This is a genomic window from Ferrimonas gelatinilytica (genome assembly GCF_039544205.1).
Taxonomy (GTDB): domain Bacteria; phylum Pseudomonadota; class Gammaproteobacteria; order Enterobacterales; family Shewanellaceae; genus Ferrimonas; species Ferrimonas gelatinilytica.
Genome location: NZ_BAABLF010000006.1, coordinates 71,940 through 88,531 on the forward strand (window position 1 = coordinate 71,940; position 16,592 = coordinate 88,531).

The 16,592-nt window shown below is 60.3% G+C and carries 11 protein-coding genes; 4 read left to right on the plus strand and 7 right to left on the minus strand.

The genetic code is table 11. From position 1 onward, the window contains the following. Window positions 1-31 precede the first annotated feature (31 nt). From ABD997_RS05325 to dinG, 5 genes are read right to left on the minus strand one after another with little or no spacing between them, the layout of a single operon-like run. Window positions 32-931: a histone deacetylase family protein gene (locus ABD997_RS05325; protein WP_345315975.1), complete on the minus strand. Its 900-nt coding sequence runs from the start codon at window positions 929-931 to the stop codon at window positions 32-34. 25 nt (window positions 932-956) lie between these two features. Beyond that, window positions 957-1,646 carry a DUF2057 domain-containing protein gene (locus tag ABD997_RS05330; protein ID WP_345315976.1) on the minus strand — a complete coding sequence of 230 codons (690 nt, stop codon included), beginning with the start codon at window positions 1,644-1,646 and terminating at the stop codon, window positions 957-959. 26 nt (window positions 1,647-1,672) lie between these two features. After that, entirely contained in the window at window positions 1,673-2,305 is a 633-nt protein-coding gene (locus tag ABD997_RS05335) for a primosomal replication protein (protein WP_345315977.1), read from the minus strand. Beyond that, the gene (locus ABD997_RS05340; protein WP_425557055.1) at window positions 2,302-3,081 is read right to left on the minus strand and encodes a TSUP family transporter; all 780 of its coding nucleotides are present in this window, start codon (window positions 3,079-3,081) and stop codon (window positions 2,302-2,304) included. Before ABD997_RS05340 ends, ABD997_RS05335 begins: the two co-directional genes overlap by 4 nt. Window positions 3,082-3,100: 19 nt before the next feature. Further along, window positions 3,101-5,176 carry an ATP-dependent DNA helicase DinG gene (gene dinG, locus ABD997_RS05345; protein ID WP_345315979.1) on the minus strand — a complete coding sequence of 692 codons (2,076 nt, stop codon included), beginning with the start codon at window positions 5,174-5,176 and terminating at the stop codon, window positions 3,101-3,103. Window positions 5,177-5,241: 65 nt separating this feature from the next. Between dinG and ABD997_RS05350 the strand changes: the two genes are divergently transcribed. The 3 genes from ABD997_RS05350 to ABD997_RS05360 all read left to right on the plus strand — a co-directional run bounded on the left by ABD997_RS05350 (window position 5,242) and on the right by ABD997_RS05360 (window position 10,068). Continuing rightward, window positions 5,242-7,554, plus strand: coding sequence for a DNA polymerase II (locus ABD997_RS05350; RefSeq protein WP_345315980.1), 2,313 nt, complete (start codon window positions 5,242-5,244; stop codon window positions 7,552-7,554). A gap of 238 nt (window positions 7,555-7,792) precedes the next feature. Then, window positions 7,793-8,818: a porin gene (locus ABD997_RS05355; RefSeq protein WP_345315981.1), complete on the plus strand. Its 1,026-nt coding sequence runs from the start codon at window positions 7,793-7,795 to the stop codon at window positions 8,816-8,818. 116 nt (window positions 8,819-8,934) lie between these two features. Continuing rightward, window positions 8,935-10,068 carry a porin gene (locus ABD997_RS05360; RefSeq protein ID WP_345315982.1) on the plus strand — a complete coding sequence of 378 codons (1,134 nt, stop codon included), beginning with the start codon at window positions 8,935-8,937 and terminating at the stop codon, window positions 10,066-10,068. A gap of 255 nt (window positions 10,069-10,323) precedes the next feature. On the opposite strand, the gene ABD997_RS05365 is transcribed toward ABD997_RS05360, so the two are convergent. Both ABD997_RS05365 and astB read right to left on the minus strand, forming a co-directional pair. Continuing rightward, window positions 10,324-11,613: a dicarboxylate/amino acid:cation symporter gene (locus tag ABD997_RS05365; protein ID WP_345315983.1), complete on the minus strand. Its 1,290-nt coding sequence runs from the start codon at window positions 11,611-11,613 to the stop codon at window positions 10,324-10,326. A gap of 489 nt (window positions 11,614-12,102) precedes the next feature. After that, window positions 12,103-13,437 carry an N-succinylarginine dihydrolase gene (astB, locus tag ABD997_RS05370; protein WP_345315984.1) on the minus strand — a complete coding sequence of 445 codons (1,335 nt, stop codon included), beginning with the start codon at window positions 13,435-13,437 and terminating at the stop codon, window positions 12,103-12,105. A gap of 312 nt (window positions 13,438-13,749) precedes the next feature. Here astB and topA point away from each other — a divergent pair, with 312 nt between their 5' ends. After that, window positions 13,750-16,413, plus strand: a complete 2,664-nt coding sequence (gene topA, locus ABD997_RS05375) for a type I DNA topoisomerase (protein ID WP_345315985.1) — start codon at window positions 13,750-13,752, stop codon at window positions 16,411-16,413. Window positions 16,414-16,592: the final 179 nt, after the last annotated feature.

Genomic DNA, 16,592 nt, shown 5'->3' on the forward strand with positions numbered 1-16,592 from the left:
TTCAAAATGGAGGTGGGTGCGGCGACGCCACTCAGAGGTGGCGGGTATCCTCTGCAGCGTGAAACAGCTGCAGGTGGCGCGGGGTCAGGGCGGCAGGGTCGTCGGCATAGCCCCCGCCGATCACTGCGGCCACCGGGATCCCTCTTTGCCGGCACTCTGCCAGCACGGCACGGTCGCGGCGATAGAGCCCCTCGGTGCTGACCGCCAGATGCCCCAGCGCGTCCTCCTGGTGAATATCAACGCCGGCATCGTACAGCACCAGCTCCGGTTGATACAACGACAGCACCCAGGGCAGGACGGTGGTCACGGAGTCCAGGTAGGCGTCGTCCCCCATCTGCCGTGGCAGGGGGATGTCCACGTCCGAGGGGGGCTTGCGGGCGGGGAAGTTTTTCTCACAGTGAAGGGAAACGGTGATGATCTCCGGCTTATCCGCGGCCAGGGTGGCGCTGCCATCCCCCTGGTGTACATCGCAGTCAAAGATCAGCACCCGCCCCAGCCCCTGCTGCTGCAGGGTGGCGGCCGTGACAACCAGATCGTTGAAGATGCAGAAACCGCTGCCGAAATCATGGTGAGCGTGGTGGTAACCGCCGGAGAGGTGACAGGCGACCCCATGCTCGACGGCCAGGGTCGCCGTTGCCAGGGTGCCCCCGCAGGAGCGCAGGGTGCGCTGAACCAGCTGCTCGCTCCAGGGAAATCCGATGCGACGCAACGCCGTGCTGGAGAGGGTGCCGTTGAGAAAGCGGGTCAGGTAGTCGGTATCGTGCACCAGGGCCAGCTGCTCCGGCGTGATCCCCTGGGGCCGGTGCCACTGTATCGGCAGGTCGGTGGCCTGCAGTGCCTGGTGCAGCAGGCCGTACTTGCTGATGGGGTAGCGGTGTCGCTCGGGCAGAACCAGCTGGGAGTAGAGCGGGTCATAGACGCAGTGCATCATTCGACCCGCCTTAAAACGAGCGGGGTCACAGCTGCTGTACGGCCCAGCTCATGAAGGCTTTGCGGGTGGGTTCATCCGCCTGCTGCCACCAGTACTTGAGCATCGCTTCCGGGTTGGCGGGATCGGCAGTCACTGGTGCCGTGGCCGCTTCGGAGGGCTTGCTGTCGGCCTTGAATGGTTCGGCGCTGGCGCTCTGGGTATCCGCGGCGGCGGCGAGGGCGCCCCCGGTGGCCGTGGCGGCGATCGCCTGCTCCTCAAGGTCCGGACCGTCGGAACCGGTCATTCTCTCCAGCAGTCCGGGGTCCTCCCCCTGGGTCAGGGCCATTGCGAACTCCATCGGGTTTCCTTTGCCATCGGTGAGCACCACTTGGGGATTGTCCGCGAAGCGACGGGCCTGGTCGAGGTCACGGATCGCACTGGCCGCGGCCAGATGGTACTTCTCCTCGGCACCGATGGTGAAGGTGATCACGAAAGGGTTGGAGTTCACCCGCGAGTGGCCATCACCGAGGGTTTCCCGAACCAGATCCTTGTATCGAAGTGCCACCCGGTTTTCTCCCGGAACCAGGTTGAGGTTGTCTTTATGTTTGAACATCGAGGTGCCGATGGGCTCACCATTGACGGCGAGAAATTCAAACTCCAACGGGATGGTGAGGGAAGCCGCGTTGAGGGCCGGGCTCAGGGCCAGGGCAAGCAGACAGACGAGGGCCTTGTACATGGGGGCTCCTTAAAGGCGTGGGCGATTCAGTATTTCGGCTTTTCCAACCAGGCGATGCGTTGCTCGATGTAGGTCATCGCCTGGCGGCATTTACCCAGTCGTTTATGCAGCGTCAAAATCGCGTTCTGACGTTCGATCTTGTCGCTCCCCTCATATTTGTCAAGCGCTTGATCCAGCTGTTGGATCTTCAGCACCATTTTTTGCTCCCACTGCTGATGCTTGTTGAGTTCCTGGTAAAGGTGGTGGCTGGAGTTCATCACCGACTGGGCGATCCATTCATAGCCCTGCTGCTGGCGGGCGGGTGCGCGCCGGCGTCGGGCGCTATTTTGCACACCCCGTCGGGCGGTGTCGGTGTTTTTGAGGGCGCTGAGCAGCGCTTCGAAGCGGGTGCTGAAACGCTGGCAGGCCAGGGCAAGGGTCTCGCCCCCGGCATCCAGCTGGATCAGCTGTTCAATCTGCTGCAGGTCCCGTCGCAACACCCGGAGACAGCCGGAGAGGCTGGCGCCCTGGTGATCGAACAGTTGCTCATGGAAGCGGGACTTGTGGTTGAGCCACTTTTTGTCCGCCTCGGAGAGGGCCGCGTCATGCTCACCCAGCTTGCGCTCCAGCTGCTGAAGCTGTTGACGCAGGGTGTTGACCAGTTGGGGGTAGGCGCTCATAGCCAGGCCTGCCATGCCAGCTTCGCGGCGATCAGCACCACCATGGTGATAAAGACCGGGCGGATGAAGCGTCCGCCGAAGCGGATGGCGCTGTGGGCACCGAGCCAGGCACCGGCCATTAAAGAGAGGCCCATGGCGATGCCGATGCCGAAGTGGACATGCCCCAGGGCGATGAAAAAGCCCAGGGACGTGGCGTTACTGACAAAGTTCATGCTCCGGGCCAGGCCTGAGCTGAGCAGGATATTCATCCGGTAGAGCACCATGGAGGAGGCGGTCCAGAACGCCCCGGTGCCGGGCCCGGCAAAGCCATCGTAGAAGCCGATGGTGAGTCCCTGTCCCCACTGGCGCCGGAACAGCGATGGGGTGCGAGCGGGCAACTGGTGCTGGTCCTCTTTCGGAGCCCGGCTGAACAGGCTGTGAAAGGCGATGGCGATGATCAGCAGCGGCAGGAACTTCTCCAACCAGGCCACCTCGACCACGTTGACCGCCAGGGTCCCCAGAGCGGCGCCGATCAGGGTTGCCCAGAAGGAGCGCACCCAGGCACCGGGCTGAAACAGCTTCTTGCGGTAGAAGGTGAAGCTGGCGGTGGCGGAGCCAAAGGTGGCGGCCAGCTTGTTGGTGCCCAGTGCCAGGTGCGGCGGCAGGCCGGCAGCCAGCAGTGCCGGGATGGTCAGCAGGCCACCACCGCCGGCGATGGCGTCGACAAAACCGGCGAGGAAGGCCACGGCAGCCAGTATCAGGATAAGATCCGTCGAGAGAGCCAGCTCCAAAACAATACTCCTTGATGAGCCAGGCTCAGTAATCGATTTGACGACCGTAGGGCGGCAGGGAATCCAGCAGCGCCGAACCGTAGCGTTTGGTCACCAGGCGGCGGTCGAGGATCACGATCCTGCCATAATCCTGCTCGTTGCGCAGCAGCCGGCCGCAAGCCTGAACCAGTTTCTTGGCCGCGTCCGGCACCGTCAGCTGCAGGAAGGGGTTACCACCCCGGGTCTTGATGTACTCGGCGTGGGCCTGGTCCACCGGCGAGGTAGGGACGGTGAAGGGCAGCCGCGTGATAATGAGGTTGGTCAGGTAATCTCCGGGCAGATCCAACCCCTCGGAGAAGCTGCCGGTGCCCAGCAGGATGGAGGCTTTGCCCGCATCGATGCGGGCCTTGTGCTCCCGGATAAGCTCCTGCCGGGGCGACTCCCCCTGGACCAGCACCGGCAGGCGCTGGAAGCGGCGCAGGGACTCCGCGACCGATTCCATCTGGCGATAGGAGGTAAAGAGCACCAGGCTGGCACCCTGCTCCTCCAACAGCTCCGGGATCAGCTGGTTCAGCGCCTCACTGAACCCATCGTGGGTGGGTTCCACCGGGACCTTAGGGATCACTAGGGTGGCGTTTTTCTGGTAATCGAAGGGGGAGGGGAGGTTAAAAAACCGGGTGCCGTCATCACGGCGCAGCCCCACCTGGTGACGGTAGTGCTCGAAGTTGCCCATCGCCATCAGGGTGGCGGAGAGCAGTGCCACCCCGGCGGCCTTGCTCCACAGCAGCTCCTCCAGCAGGAAGCCGATCTCGATAGGGGAGGCGCAGATCAGGTAGTCATCCCGCTTGCTGTCCAGCTTGTCTATCCAGCGGGCCTGGGGAGCGCCCTGCTCCGGCACCGGTTTGGCAAGCATCTGCCAGGCGGCGTGCTGGCTCTCCTGGCGCTGGAGGGTGATCCCCAGCTCCGCCACCAGCGGCTCCGCCTTGTGGCTTTTCAACTCACCATCCTTCAGGGCCTCCATCAGCATCAGCTGCAGCTTGGTGAGCTTCTTCAGCGACTGGCTGCTGGCGGCTTTGAGGTTTTCCACCAGGGTGACCAGGGGATCCGGCAGGACGCCCCCGGCAAAGCGGTGACGCTGATCTTCGTTGTCGAACAGGAAGGCGTTGTTGTCGCAAAAGCTCTGCCACTGCCCCAACCCCTGGCTCTGGGCATCGATATCTTCCGACAGGTCCGAGGCGAGGATGGCGGCCTTGTCGTTAGCCAGCTCCCGGGCCAGCTTGTGCGCCATCTTCTCCATCTTGTTCAGGGCATCCAGGGAGCCTTTGATGGTGGCGCTGGCGGCGGAGAAGTCCCGCGCTACCTGTGGCAGGTGATGGGCCTCGTCGAGGACGTAATACATGCTGTCCGGGTCCGGCAGGATCTTGCCGCCACCGAGTTCCAGATCCGCCATCAGCAGGCTGTGGTTGATGATCAGCACATCCCAGCTGTCCATCTTTTCGCGGCTCTTGTGGAAGGGGCAGCCCCGGTGAGCCGGCAGCTGGCGATTGCAGCTGTGTTTGTCGGACGCGATCTGCGCCCAGAGGTGTTCAGGCACCGGCTCGGGGACCGAGTCGATCTCGCCGTCCCACTGCCCCTCGTGGTAGGCCTGGTGCAGCTTCTTCAGCAGGGCTACATCTTTGTCGGCGGGCTTGGTTTCCCAAAGGGCCTGCTGGTTGTCCGGCACTTCACCGGCCAGCAGCTCCAGCTTGGAAAGGCAGACATAGCGGCTACGCCCCTTGGCCAGGCCGTAGCGAAACTCCAGTCCGCTGTGGCGCTGGAGCAGGGGCAGGTCCTTATTGACCAGCTGCTCCTGCAGGGCGACGGTGGCGGTGGAGATGCAGATCTTCTTCCCCTGGGCCAGGGCCAGGGGCAGGGCACCCAGGGCATAGGCGAGGGACTTGCCGGTCCCGGTTCCGGCTTGGACCACCAGGATCCGACGCTGTTTGTCGTAGCTGCCGGCCAGGGTCTTGGCGATCTCGGCAATCAGGAAGTTCTGCTCTTTGCGGCGGACAAAGTTTGGGATCGCCTCGGCGAGATTGTTATAGGCCGTGCGGGTGGCCTTTTTTACTTTGTCGCTGAGCATAATACCTTCTGAGGCTGGCGGGAAACGGCTGTACATATTACCAGTCGTTGCCGGACAATGGGCAGATGGATCGCACTTCAATTTACAGCGGCTGGATTTTAAGCCGTGAGCAGCGCAGCGGCCCCCGGGGCGTTGAGCTTATCTACTGGCTCAGCACCTCAGGGGGGCCGGTATGCCTCACCTTGCCGGACCAGCCACACCGAGGTTATGTGCTGGCACAGCAAAAGCCCCAGTGGCAGACCTGGCTCGGCAGCCGGCAGGGCTGGCAGTGGCAATCGGTGCCCGCCACCGATTTTGAGCATCGCCCGGTGTGGGCGCTGGATATCTGGGACAGTGAGCTTTGGCAGCAGTGCCGGCGTCAGTCTCAGGCGCAGGGATGGCCCCTGCTGGAGTCGGACATTGCCCCCCAGGAGCGCTATCTCATGGAGCGCTTTATCCGCGCCGGTATGGCAGCCAAGGTAAAGGACCATCGGATCCTGGCTGCCAGGCACGCAGTGCCTTCGCACGCCCCCAGCATGGTCTCCCTGGATATCGAGTGCAGTCGGGAGGGGGAGCTTTACTCCATTGGCCTCTACAGCGACTCGGCACAGCGGGTCTGGATGATTGGCGAGGCACGCCCAGGGCCAGACTATCTGACCTTCGTGGCCGATGAGGTGACCCTGCTGCGCAGCCTGCTGGATTGGTTTGAGCGGGCAGATCCGGACGTGATCATCGGTTGGTCGGTGGCCCAGTTCGATATCCGTCTGCTGCAGAAGCGGGCCCAGCATCACGGGCTGAGGCTGGCACTGGGGCGGGATGGCAGTGAACCACGCTGGGAGGAGCGCGCGGGGCCCGGTCGGGGCTGCGCCATCAGCGGCCGGTTGATCCTGGATGGGATCGAGTGGCTCAAGGCGGCGTTCTACCAGTTCGACAGCTTTGCTCTGGATGCGGTGGCCAACGCCTTGCTTGGGGAGGGCAAGGCTTGCCAGCAGCCGGAGGATCGCATGGGGGAGATCGAGCATAACTTTCACCACGATCCCCTGGCCCTGGCCCACTACAACCTGAAGGATTGTGAGCTGGTGTGGCGGATCTTCGAGAAAACCCAGTTGCTGCCCTTCGTGCTGGCCCGGGGCCAGATGACTGGCCTGGCGTTGGACCGTCTCGGCGGTTCGGTGGCGGCCTTTACCTTTCGCTACCTGCCGCTTTTGCACCGTAGCGGCTATGTGGCACCGGATCTCACCACGCATGAGATCCCTCCCAGTCCCGGCGGCTACGTGATGGACTCGGTGCCGGGCAAGTACCGCAATGTCCTGGTGCTGGACTTCAAGAGCCTCTACCCCTCCATCATCCGCAGCTACCTCATCGACCCCATGGGGATGTTGGCCGCGCAACAGGCCCCTGACGCGGACTCTATCGAGGGGTTTCGGGGCGCCCGTTTCCATCGCCAGCAGCACCAGTTGCCAGCGCTCATTGCCGAGCTGGCCGAGCAGCGGGAAGCGGCCAAGGGGGCCAACGACCAGCCCCTCTCCCAGGCGATAAAGATCCTGATGAACTCCTTCTACGGCGTCCTCGGTGCGGCGGGTTGCCGTTTCCATGATCCGAGACTGGCCAGTTCCATCACCCTGCGTGGCCATGAGATCATGAAACGCAGCCGGGCACTTATCGAAGCCGAGGGCGCTTCCGTTATCTACGGCGATACCGACTCCCTGTTTGTCCATGTGGGGGACGACTGCCCCCCATCACGGGCAACTGCCTGGGGGCAGGCGCTGGTTGAGCGGGTCAATGCCTACTGGCAGGACACACTGTCTCAGCTGGGGCTCACCAGCGCCCTGGAGCTGGAGTTTGAAACCCAGTTCGATCACTTCTTCATGCCCACCCTGCGTGGCGCCTTAACCGGTTCAAAGAAACGCTATGTCGGCGCCGTCGCCGACGGCGATGCGCTGACCCTGGTGTTCAAAGGGATGGAGACGGTGCGTAGCGACTGGACCGAGATGGCTCGGCGCCTGCAGCGGGAGTTGTACCAGGCCTGGTTCATGGGGAAACCGGTGGCCCCCCTGGTTAAGCGTTGGGTCGCCCGCATCCGCAACGGAGAGTGTGACGAACTGCTTCTCTACCGAAAGCGTCTGCGGCGCCCCCTAGAGGAGTACCAGGCTCAGCCGCCGCACGTCCTCGCCGCCCGGCGCGCTAATGCCTTGCTGAATCAACCCCGGTACCGTAAAGGCAGCGTTATCGGCTACTACATCGGCGTCAACGGCGCCTTTCCAAAGGAGGAGCGTAACGGGGAGCTCGACAGAGAGCACTACGTCGACAAACAACTGCGTCCCGTGGTGGAACCTGTGCTTGCGGCTTGTGATCTGACTCTCAATGATCTCGACAGCGACCAGCTGGGTCTCTTCTGAATGTTTCACCCAGTCGCATCATGTTGCTTTTCGTGTATTCCGTAGCAGTAAGTTTGTAACCAAAGCGTTTTAATTGATAGTAATTTTGTTCATCAGTAGAAAAGTGTGATCTAGCTCTCTTTTGATGATTCCTGCCCTTTGATAGTGTCCACGTCGTTAACGGAAGACAACATAAGTTCCCACGGAATACCCCGGGACAAAAAACAAATTTAGACGCTTGATTGGTTAGGCATTCTCGATGAAAAAAACACTGCTTGCTGCTGCTATCCCTGCTTTGACTTTTGCTAACGGCGTTGGTGCCGTTGAACTGTTCAACGACGGTAAAAACTCCCTGTCCATGGGCGGTCACCTGACCGTTGAACTGAACGACAACAACGGCGACACCCAGCTGAACGCCAACTCCCCGCGTATCAACTTCAGCTTCAACCGCGACCTGGGCAACGGCTTTGCGCTGGACAGCCGCGTTGAGTGGGGCCTGAGCAACTTTGTTAGCGGTGGCAACACCTTCTCCACCCGTCTGGGCTACATCGGCGTAAGCCATGATCAGGCCGGTCGCGTCTCTGCCGGTAAACAGTGGTCCGTCTACTACGATGTAACCTCCGTGACCGATATGCCGATCGCCTACGGTTCCGACTCCCTGTTCACCTACGCCAACGGCACCGATGGTGGCGACCTGGGTCTGGGCCGCGCTAACAACTCCATCCAGTACCGCAATGGCGTTGACTTCGGTAAAGGTGGTGACCTGAACTTCGGTCTGCAGTGGCAGGGTACTAATGATAAATACGACGATCGCGTATCCGCATCTGTGACCTACGACATCGCTGGCGTTCGCCTGGGCTACGCCTACAGCGGCGGTGACGTTGACTACGGTGTTGATGGTGGGATTCAGGATGCCAGCGTTAACGCTTTCTCCGTGTCCTACGGTACCTACAGTGATGGCCTGAACCTGGCCGTGGCCTACGCCAATTCTGAGAACCTGCAGAACTCTCAAAACGCTGGTGGTAATACCATCATTGCCGAAGAAGCCACCGGCATTGAGGCCCTGGCGGCCTACGGCCTGGAGAACGGCGTAAACATTTACGTCCTGTACCAGGGCATCGAGGATGACACCAACGATCTCACCGTTCAGGAGTACACCAACTTCGGTGCTGAGTACAAGATGACCGAAAGCGTTGTTGTCTACGGTGCCTACAAGGTCGACCACGGTAACGATCTCCACGATACCGACAACTCCTTCGCAGTTGGTATGCGTATCTTCCTGTAATTCCTTCCGGGATTACTCACAAAGCCACCGCCCTGCGGTGGCTTTGTTGTCTCTGGCGTACCCGGACGGCTGGACTAGACTGATGGCGTATACCTTGGTACCCAGAGGATGGTTCAATGCGCATTTCAGCTCTCTCCCTTTCAGCTTGCCTCATCATCTCCCCCGCTTTCGCACTGGATGTTTACGACGATAACGTCAACCTGCTCTCCGTGGGCGGCCACGCCGGCATCGGGTTTGCCAACACCGGGGGTGACAACGCGCTGGTGGACAGCTCGTCGCGGGTGCGCTTCCACTTTGCCCGTCAAATGCGAAACGGCTGGCAGTCGGAAGCCCTTATGGAGTGGGGGTTCAACCTGGTGGACTCGGGCACTAAACTGCAAACCAACGGGGACTCATTCCAGTCGATTCGTGAGGGGGACTTCCTGTTTAGCCGACAGGGCTTCCTCGCCTTCTCTCACGAGAGCTACGGTCGCTTCTCCGCTGGGAAGCAATGGTCGGTCTACTACGACGTCGCCGGGATCACCGATTACTTTATCTTTACCGGGGGACTGGCGTCGGGTACCTATAACTTTGACAGTGACGGGGGGCTGTCCGGGACGGGGCGGGCCGACAATGCCCTTCAGTACCGCAACAGCGTTGCCGGATTGAAGATAGGTTTGCAGTACCAGGCTAAGGGGGAGGGCACCATCAGTGTGATTTGTGACCCGGAGACCACAGTCACGCCTTGCGATGAGCTTGACGCCTTGTCGGTGGATTATGATGACAGCTGGGGGCTTTCGCTGGTGTATCCCTTCTACGATTTCTCCATCGGCGTGGCCTACAACCGTGGGGACTTTGAGTCATCCCGCGCCGGGAAAGGTAAGGATGAGGCCTGGATCGTCGGATTTAGCTATGGCGAGCTCTATCGGCCCGGAGCTTTTTTGGCGCTGAACTACGCCGACAGCGAGAACCATGAGATCGATCACCAGAACGTGCCCTACGATGCCAACGGTTACGAACTGATGTTTGGGTACACCTTTGCCGGCGATGCCACCCTGGTGGCGGGGTTAAACCGGCTTGAGTCCTCCGACAGCGCCTACGAGGAGGTGAATGGTGACTATCTCAAGAACCTGTATGTCATCGGGGTGCACTACCAGTGGGGGAGCCAACTGAGGGTGTTTGCCGAGATTAAGATCGATGACAGCGAGTTTGGCTTTGAGAAAACCTCGGAGGAGAACCTCTACGGCGTCGGCGCCCGTTACTTCTTCTAACCGGCAGCCTTGGTTGACCGAGGCCCAGGGGTAACAGCTTTTGCAAACCCTGGCATGAACATGCGCTCTTAAGACCTCTGGTGCGCACCAGAAGGTCAGGGTCAGGAGGAGTTACAGAGGTACTGGATAAAAAACACCGGCCTGGGCCGGTATTTTTTGTGCGTCATGTCATTAAATGCGCCGGCACTTTGGTAGTGCCTCACAAAAACAGGGCAGCCAATGGCTGCCCTGGGAAGTTTTGTGAATCTGTACCTATCAGGCCCGCTGCGGTTCGGCACCGGCATCGGGGTTGCCGTAGACTTCGGCATCGAGCTCCCCTTCGCTCTTGGCGACGATGACGGAAACGGCGCTGTCCCCGGTGATGTTGACGGCGGTCCGGACCATATCCAGCAGACGGTCAACCCCCAGGATCAGGGCGATCCCCTCTACCGGCAGGCCCACCTGCTGCAGCACCATGGCCAGCATGATGAGGCCGACCCCAGGTACCCCGGCGGTGCCGATGGAGGCGAGGGTGGCGGTCAGGATCACCATCAGCATGTCTGCGACGGAGAGGTCCACATTGAAGACCTGGGCGATGAAGATGGTGGCGACCCCCTGCATGATGGCGGTGCCGTCCATGTTGACGGTTGCGCCCAGGGGCAGGGTGAAGGAGCCGACCCGGTTGTGAACACCCAGGCGCTTCTCGGCGTTATCCATGGTGATCGGCAGGGTTGCCGCGGAGCTGGCGGTGGAGAAGGCGTACATCTGGACGCTGGCCATCTTCTTCAGGAAGGTGATGGGGTTTTGCCCGCCGACAACGCTCAGCAGTAACGGGTAAACCACCAGCGCGTGGAAGATCAGGACGCCCAGTACGACGAAGAAGTACTTCACAACGGATTCGAAGGCTGCCAGGTCCAGGGTCATCCCCAGCTTGGCGATCAGGCCGAAGACGCCGAACGGGGCCAGGATCATCACGATGTTGACGATCTTAAGGACCACCTCGTTAAGCTCATTGAACAGCGCACGGACCTGGCGGGTCTTGTCGCCGAGCTGGGCGATAGCGAAGCCAAAGATAATTGCAAAAACAATGATCTGCAGCATGTTGCCTTCGACCATGGCAGCCAGAGGGTTACGGGGAACCAGGTCGATCACCACCTGGGCCAATGAGGGCGCCTCCTTGGCGGCAAAGGCCATCTCCTCCTGTTGCAGCGAAGCACTGCCCGGGTGGATAAGGATGGCGGCGGCCATGGCAACGGAGATGGCGATGGCGGTGGTCAAAAGGTAGAGGGCCACGGTCTTGCCACCGAGCCGTCCCAGCTTCGAGGGCTCGGACAGGTTACAGGTTCCGCAGACCAGGGAGACAAATACCAGGGGAACCACCAGCATGCGAAGGGCTGACACGAACACGGAGCCCAGGACATTAAAGATCCCGTCAGTAAAGAGGGTTTGAACCCATTCACTGCCCGGCAGAAGATTTCGAAGCAGCATGGCTGCCAGGATCCCGGCAAACATACCGAGTAGGATCTGGGTGGTCAGCCCCATTTTATTTGGCGATTTCGTCATCATGTAACTTCCTTTACATCTTTTATCGTTTTTCTAATGGCCGATAGCCTATCAGGAACGTCAGGCAACAAAAAAGTCCTTAGGTGAAAGGGTTTCGTGATTTCCGTGGAGAATTGTGATGCGATGATCTCATTACGTGGCATTTGTAACTGAGCATTGGCGGTTTGGTGGCTTGTGTGTTTGTTGAGTGTTGCCGGATGTTTTAACGAATGTTGTCGCCAGTGTTGCACCTAAATCGGCTGGCGTTGCGGTTGAGTCCGATGCCGGAGATTGCTCAGGGGGTGGATGTTCCCTTTTTCATTTCAGACGCTTCTGCGCACCCATGCCTTTATTAGCGCAAGACTTTAACCGGCGTGACTCGGTTTGGCTTTCCCGCATGGTGGGCGTGAAAGGTATGGGTGGGCGAGAGACCAATGGCATCCGGTGTGAGGGTCGCCGAGAACGAGCAGGGGGCCAGCATTGGCTGGCCCCCTGCTGCTGAGCGAGTGATTGTCAAACACGCTGGAAGGGGTAGATGCTGCCGAGCTTCAGCAGCTGGGTCAGCTCATCGAGGGCCGTCTGACTCTCCAGCAGAAGGCTGGGGTCCCGCAGATCATCGCGACTGAGACGATCCCGGTAGTGACGCTCTACCCAGGCACTCAGGTGCTGGTAGTTCTCCTCGTCCATCAGGCAGGCGCTGTTGACGGCCTGACGCTCCGCCGCCGACAGGGCCACCCGTAGTCGAAGGCAGGCGGGACCACCACCGTTTTTCATGCTCTGCTTAACATCGAAGTGGATCACGTCGCTGATGGGACTGTCCCCCTCGACAAGGTACTGAAGGTAAGCGGCCACTTCGCCATTTTCCTGGCACTCGGTGGGCGCGATGATGACATGGCGGCCATCGGGCAGGGTGACCAGCTGGGTATTGAACAGGTAGCTGCTGACGGCAGAGGAGATGGATACTGCGCTGGTGGGCACCTCCATAATGTGCAGTTGCTCGCCAAACCGCTGCCGGATCTGAGCCAGCGCGTCCTTTTGGTTGAGGAAGGCCTGCTCGTGGCACAGCAGCAGGTTGCGGTTCCCCACGGCGATCACGTCGTTGTGAAATACCCCCTGATCGATCACCTCGGGGTTTTGTTGAATATAGAGGGTGTGGGCCGGATCCAGTTGATGGAGACGGGCCACCGCCTGGCTGGCTTCCAGGGTATGGCGGGCGGGGTAACGCTGGGGCGCGGGTTTGCTGGAATCGTAAGCGCTACGCCCGTAAACAAACAGCTGCAGGCCCTGATCGCCATAGGCGCTGCAGAGCCGGGTGTGGTTGGCGGCACCTTCATCCCCGAAGGCTTCGTGCCCCGGCAGGGCACTGTGATGCACGAAATGGTTGGGATCGCCAAAGACCGCTTTCAGGGTTCGTCCGGTCTGGGCCGGTTCAATGGCCCGGTGCAGTTTATTGACCAGGTTGGCTGGTGTGAAGTGCACCTTGCCGTCAGCGCTGTCAGCACTGGGGGAGACGGTGGCGGCGTTGGCACTCCACATGCTGGAGGCGGAGTAGCAGGCCATCAACAGCTGCGGGGCCTGCTGGTAGGCGCGATCCAGGATCTGCCCCGGCGTACCGCTAAATCCAAGTTGCTTCAGGGTATCCAGGTCAGGCCTGGCCTGGGGGGCAAGCACCCCCTGGCAGAGGCCGAGACGGGAGAGCGACACCATCTTGTCCAACCCCTGCAGTGCCGCTGCCTTGGGGTTAGAGTGGGCGTCCGCGTTGGACTGTGAGGCGACATTGCCGAAAGAGAGGCCGGCATAATTGTGTGTCGGCCCCACCAGTCCATCAAAATTGGCTTCGAGGTGCATCGGTTCCCTCCGTTTTTAAACACTGCAGTTCGGGACATCCCCGTAAAGAGGCTCAGTATACGGGCTTAGGAGGGGTGGACAAGGGTGAGAAACAGCACAAAAAGCCAACATCTGCATAACTATTTCTTGCTTGTCGCCAACCAATGCATTAGTACTTTGCGCAACTGCGTGTTCAGTCGATAAAAAGTTAAACTGCGCAAAAATCGGCTTAGCAGAGGGCTTAACCCGGCGCTAGGGTTGAAGTTGATCCCTCATGCCTCTATATATGAGCCAATCTAATTCCACCGCATTTTATAAGGTCCGAACCTGTCAATGGGCAAATCCCTGGTCATTGTGGAGTCGCCAGCCAAGGCGAAAACCATCAATAAGTATCTCGGCAAAGATTTTGTCGTGAAGTCTTCGGTGGGTCACATTCGTGATCTGCCGACTTCCGCCAGTCAAGCCGCGAATAAGCCGGTCCCCACTAAGACCGCCGCCGAAGTGCGTAAGATGGCACCGGAAGATAAAGCCCGATATAAAGCAGAGCGTGACTACAAGTCATTGATTGCAAGGATGGGGATCGACCCGAAAAACGGCTGGAGTGCCGACTACCAGATCCTGCCTGGCAAGGAGAAGGTGGTCAAAGAGTTGCAGACCCTGGCGGAGAAAGCCGATACCGTTTATCTCGCAACGGATTTGGATAGAGAGGGGGAGGCGATCGCCTGGCACCTGCAAGAGGTGATCGGCGGTGACGATGCCCGCTACCGTCGGGTGGTCTTTAACGAGATCACCAAGTCGGCGATCCAGGAGGCATTTGCCCATCCGCTGCATCTGGATCACGCCAAGGTGGATGCTCAGCAGGCTCGTCGCTTCCTGGACCGCCTGGTAGGCTTTTCAGTGTCTCCGCTGCTGTGGAAGAAGCTGGCCCGAGGCCTCTCCGCCGGTCGGGTTCAATCCGTGGCGGTCCGCCTGATTGTGGAGCGGGAGCGGGAGATCCGTGCCTTCGTGCCGGAGGAGTTCTGGGATATCCATGCGGATCTGGGCCTGGCCAGTGGCCCAGCTTTGCGTATGGAGGTGGCGAAATACCAGGGTTCAGCGCTGAAGCTGGAAAACAAAGCCCAGGCCGATAAGGCACTGGCGGCGCTGAACGCAGCCAGCTACGTGATCAGTAACCGGGAAGATAAGCCCAGCTCCAGCCGTCCCTCCGCCCCGTACATCACCTCCACCCTGCAGCAGGCCGCCAGTACCCGGCTGGGCTTCGGGGTGAAAAAGACCATGACCCTTGCCCAGCGCCTCTACGAGGCGGGGCACATCACCTACATGCGTACCGACTCCACCAACCTCTCCAAGGAGGCGGTGGCCAATGTGCGGGATTACATCGGCAGCGAGTATGGGAAGAAGTACCTGCCCGAAGCCCCGAACCGCTACGGCTCGAAAGAGGGCGCCCAGGAAGCTCACGAAGCGATCCGTCCCTCGGATGTGACGGTCAAGGCCGCCAGCCTTTCTAACATGGAGCGGGATGCGCAACGTCTTTACGAGCTGATCTGGCGCCAGTTCGTGGCGTGCCAGATGACGCCGGCGAAATACGATGCCACCACCATCACCGCCAAGGCTGGCGACTATGAGTTAAAGGCCAAGGGCCGCATCATGGTGTTCGATGGTTGGACCCGTGCCCAACCGCCGGCGGGACGTAAAGGGGAGGAGGACAAGACCCTTCCCAATGTCACTGTGGGAGAGTCAATGACCCTCAACGCACTGGACCCGAAACAGCACTTCACCAAGCCCGTGGCGCGCTTCAACGAAGCCTCCCTGGTGAAAGAGTTGGAGAAGCGGGGCATCGGCCGCCCCTCTACCTATGCTGCGATCATCGGTACCATCCAGGACAGGGGCTACGTTCGGGTGGAAAACCGGCGCTTCTTTGCCGAGAAGATGGGGGAGATCGTCACCGATCGCCTGGTGGAGAACTTCCCCGAGCTGCTTAGCTACGACTTTACCGCGTCCATGGAGGAGACCTTGGACAAGGTCGCGCGGGCCGAACTCGACTGGAAGCACGTTTTGGACGAGTTCTACCTGGACCTGAGCCAGAAGCTGGACACCGCCGAACTGGATGTGGACGAGGGCGGAATGCGCCCCAACCAGATGGTGCTGACCGACATCCCCTGTCCGACCTGCGACCGTCCCATGGGAATTCGAACGGCGACGACCGGGGTTTTCCTCGGTTGTTCCGGCTATGCCCTGCCCCCCAAGGAGCGTTGCAAGACCACGGTTAACCTGACGCCGGGCGAGGAAGCGGAAGCGATCACCTCGGATGATCAGGAGGCGGAGGCGTTGATCACCCGCCGTCGCTGCGAGATCTGCGGCAGTACCATGGACAGCTACCTCATCGATGAGACCCGCAAGCTCCATGTGTGCGGGAACAACCCGGTGTGCGAAGGCTACGAGGTGGAGAAGGGCAGCTTCAAGATCAAGGGCTACGATGGCCCTATCATCGAATGTGACCGCTGCGGCGCCGATATGGAGCTGAAGAATGGTCGCTTCGGTAAGTACTTCGCCTGCACCAACACCGAGTCTTGCAAAAACACCCGCAAGCTGCTGAAAAACGGCGAAGTAGCGCCTCCGAAGGAGGATCCGGTGCCGCTGCCGGAGCTGCCCTGTGAAAAGTCCGATGCCCACTTTGTCCTGCGGGACGGGGCGGCGGGGCTGTTCCTGGCGGCAAGCACCTTCCCGAAGAGTCGGGAGACCCGGGCGCCCAAGGTGGAGGAGTTGCAGCGCTTCAAGGACCGGATCTCGCCAAAGTTCCACTACCTGGCGGAAGCACCAGCGGCGGATCCCGATGGTCACCCCTACCTGCTCAAGTTCAGCCGTAAGAGCAAGGAGCAGTACGTGGCGTCGGAGCTGGATGGCAAGGCCACTGGCTGGGTGGCCAAGTTTGACGGCAAGCAGTGGCACGAAGAGCAGACGAAAAAGAGCAAGGCGAAAAAAGCCAAGGACGACTAGCCCCTGAGTCGAGGGAGCTGCCGGTAACGGTGATCGAAAAGGAGGGCCCTGTGGTCCTCCTTTTCTGTTCTCGAACCGTCGAAAATGGTTTGCGTTTTCGGCGACCAGAGAAGATTCGTCCCCTCTGCGGTGGACAACTTATTCCATTGAGGCTTGCAATTATGCTAACAATATAACTT

What these genes read in the sequence shown, in the direction of transcription:
- dinG (WP_345315979.1), bottom strand. Translation starts at nt 5,176, where the DNA reads ATGCTCAGCGACAAAGTAAAAAAGGCCACCCGCACGGCCTATAACAAT.
- ABD997_RS05330 (WP_345315976.1), bottom strand. Translation starts at nt 1,646, where the DNA reads ATGTACAAGGCCCTCGTCTGTCTGCTTGCCCTGGCCCTGAGCCCGGCC.
- ABD997_RS05360 (WP_345315982.1), top strand. Translation starts at nt 8,935, where the DNA reads ATGCGCATTTCAGCTCTCTCCCTTTCAGCTTGCCTCATCATCTCCCCC.
- ABD997_RS05325 (WP_345315975.1), bottom strand. Translation starts at nt 931, where the DNA reads ATGATGCACTGCGTCTATGACCCGCTCTACTCCCAGCTGGTTCTGCCC.
- topA (WP_345315985.1), top strand. Translation starts at nt 13,750, where the DNA reads ATGGGCAAATCCCTGGTCATTGTGGAGTCGCCAGCCAAGGCGAAAACC.
- ABD997_RS05350 (WP_345315980.1), top strand. Translation starts at nt 5,242, where the DNA reads ATGGATCGCACTTCAATTTACAGCGGCTGGATTTTAAGCCGTGAGCAG.
- astB (WP_345315984.1), bottom strand. Translation starts at nt 13,437, where the DNA reads ATGCACCTCGAAGCCAATTTTGATGGACTGGTGGGGCCGACACACAAT.
- ABD997_RS05355 (WP_345315981.1), top strand. Translation starts at nt 7,793, where the DNA reads ATGAAAAAAACACTGCTTGCTGCTGCTATCCCTGCTTTGACTTTTGCT.
- ABD997_RS05335 (WP_345315977.1), bottom strand. Translation starts at nt 2,305, where the DNA reads ATGAGCGCCTACCCCCAACTGGTCAACACCCTGCGTCAACAGCTTCAG.
- ABD997_RS05365 (WP_345315983.1), bottom strand. Translation starts at nt 11,613, where the DNA reads ATGATGACGAAATCGCCAAATAAAATGGGGCTGACCACCCAGATCCTA.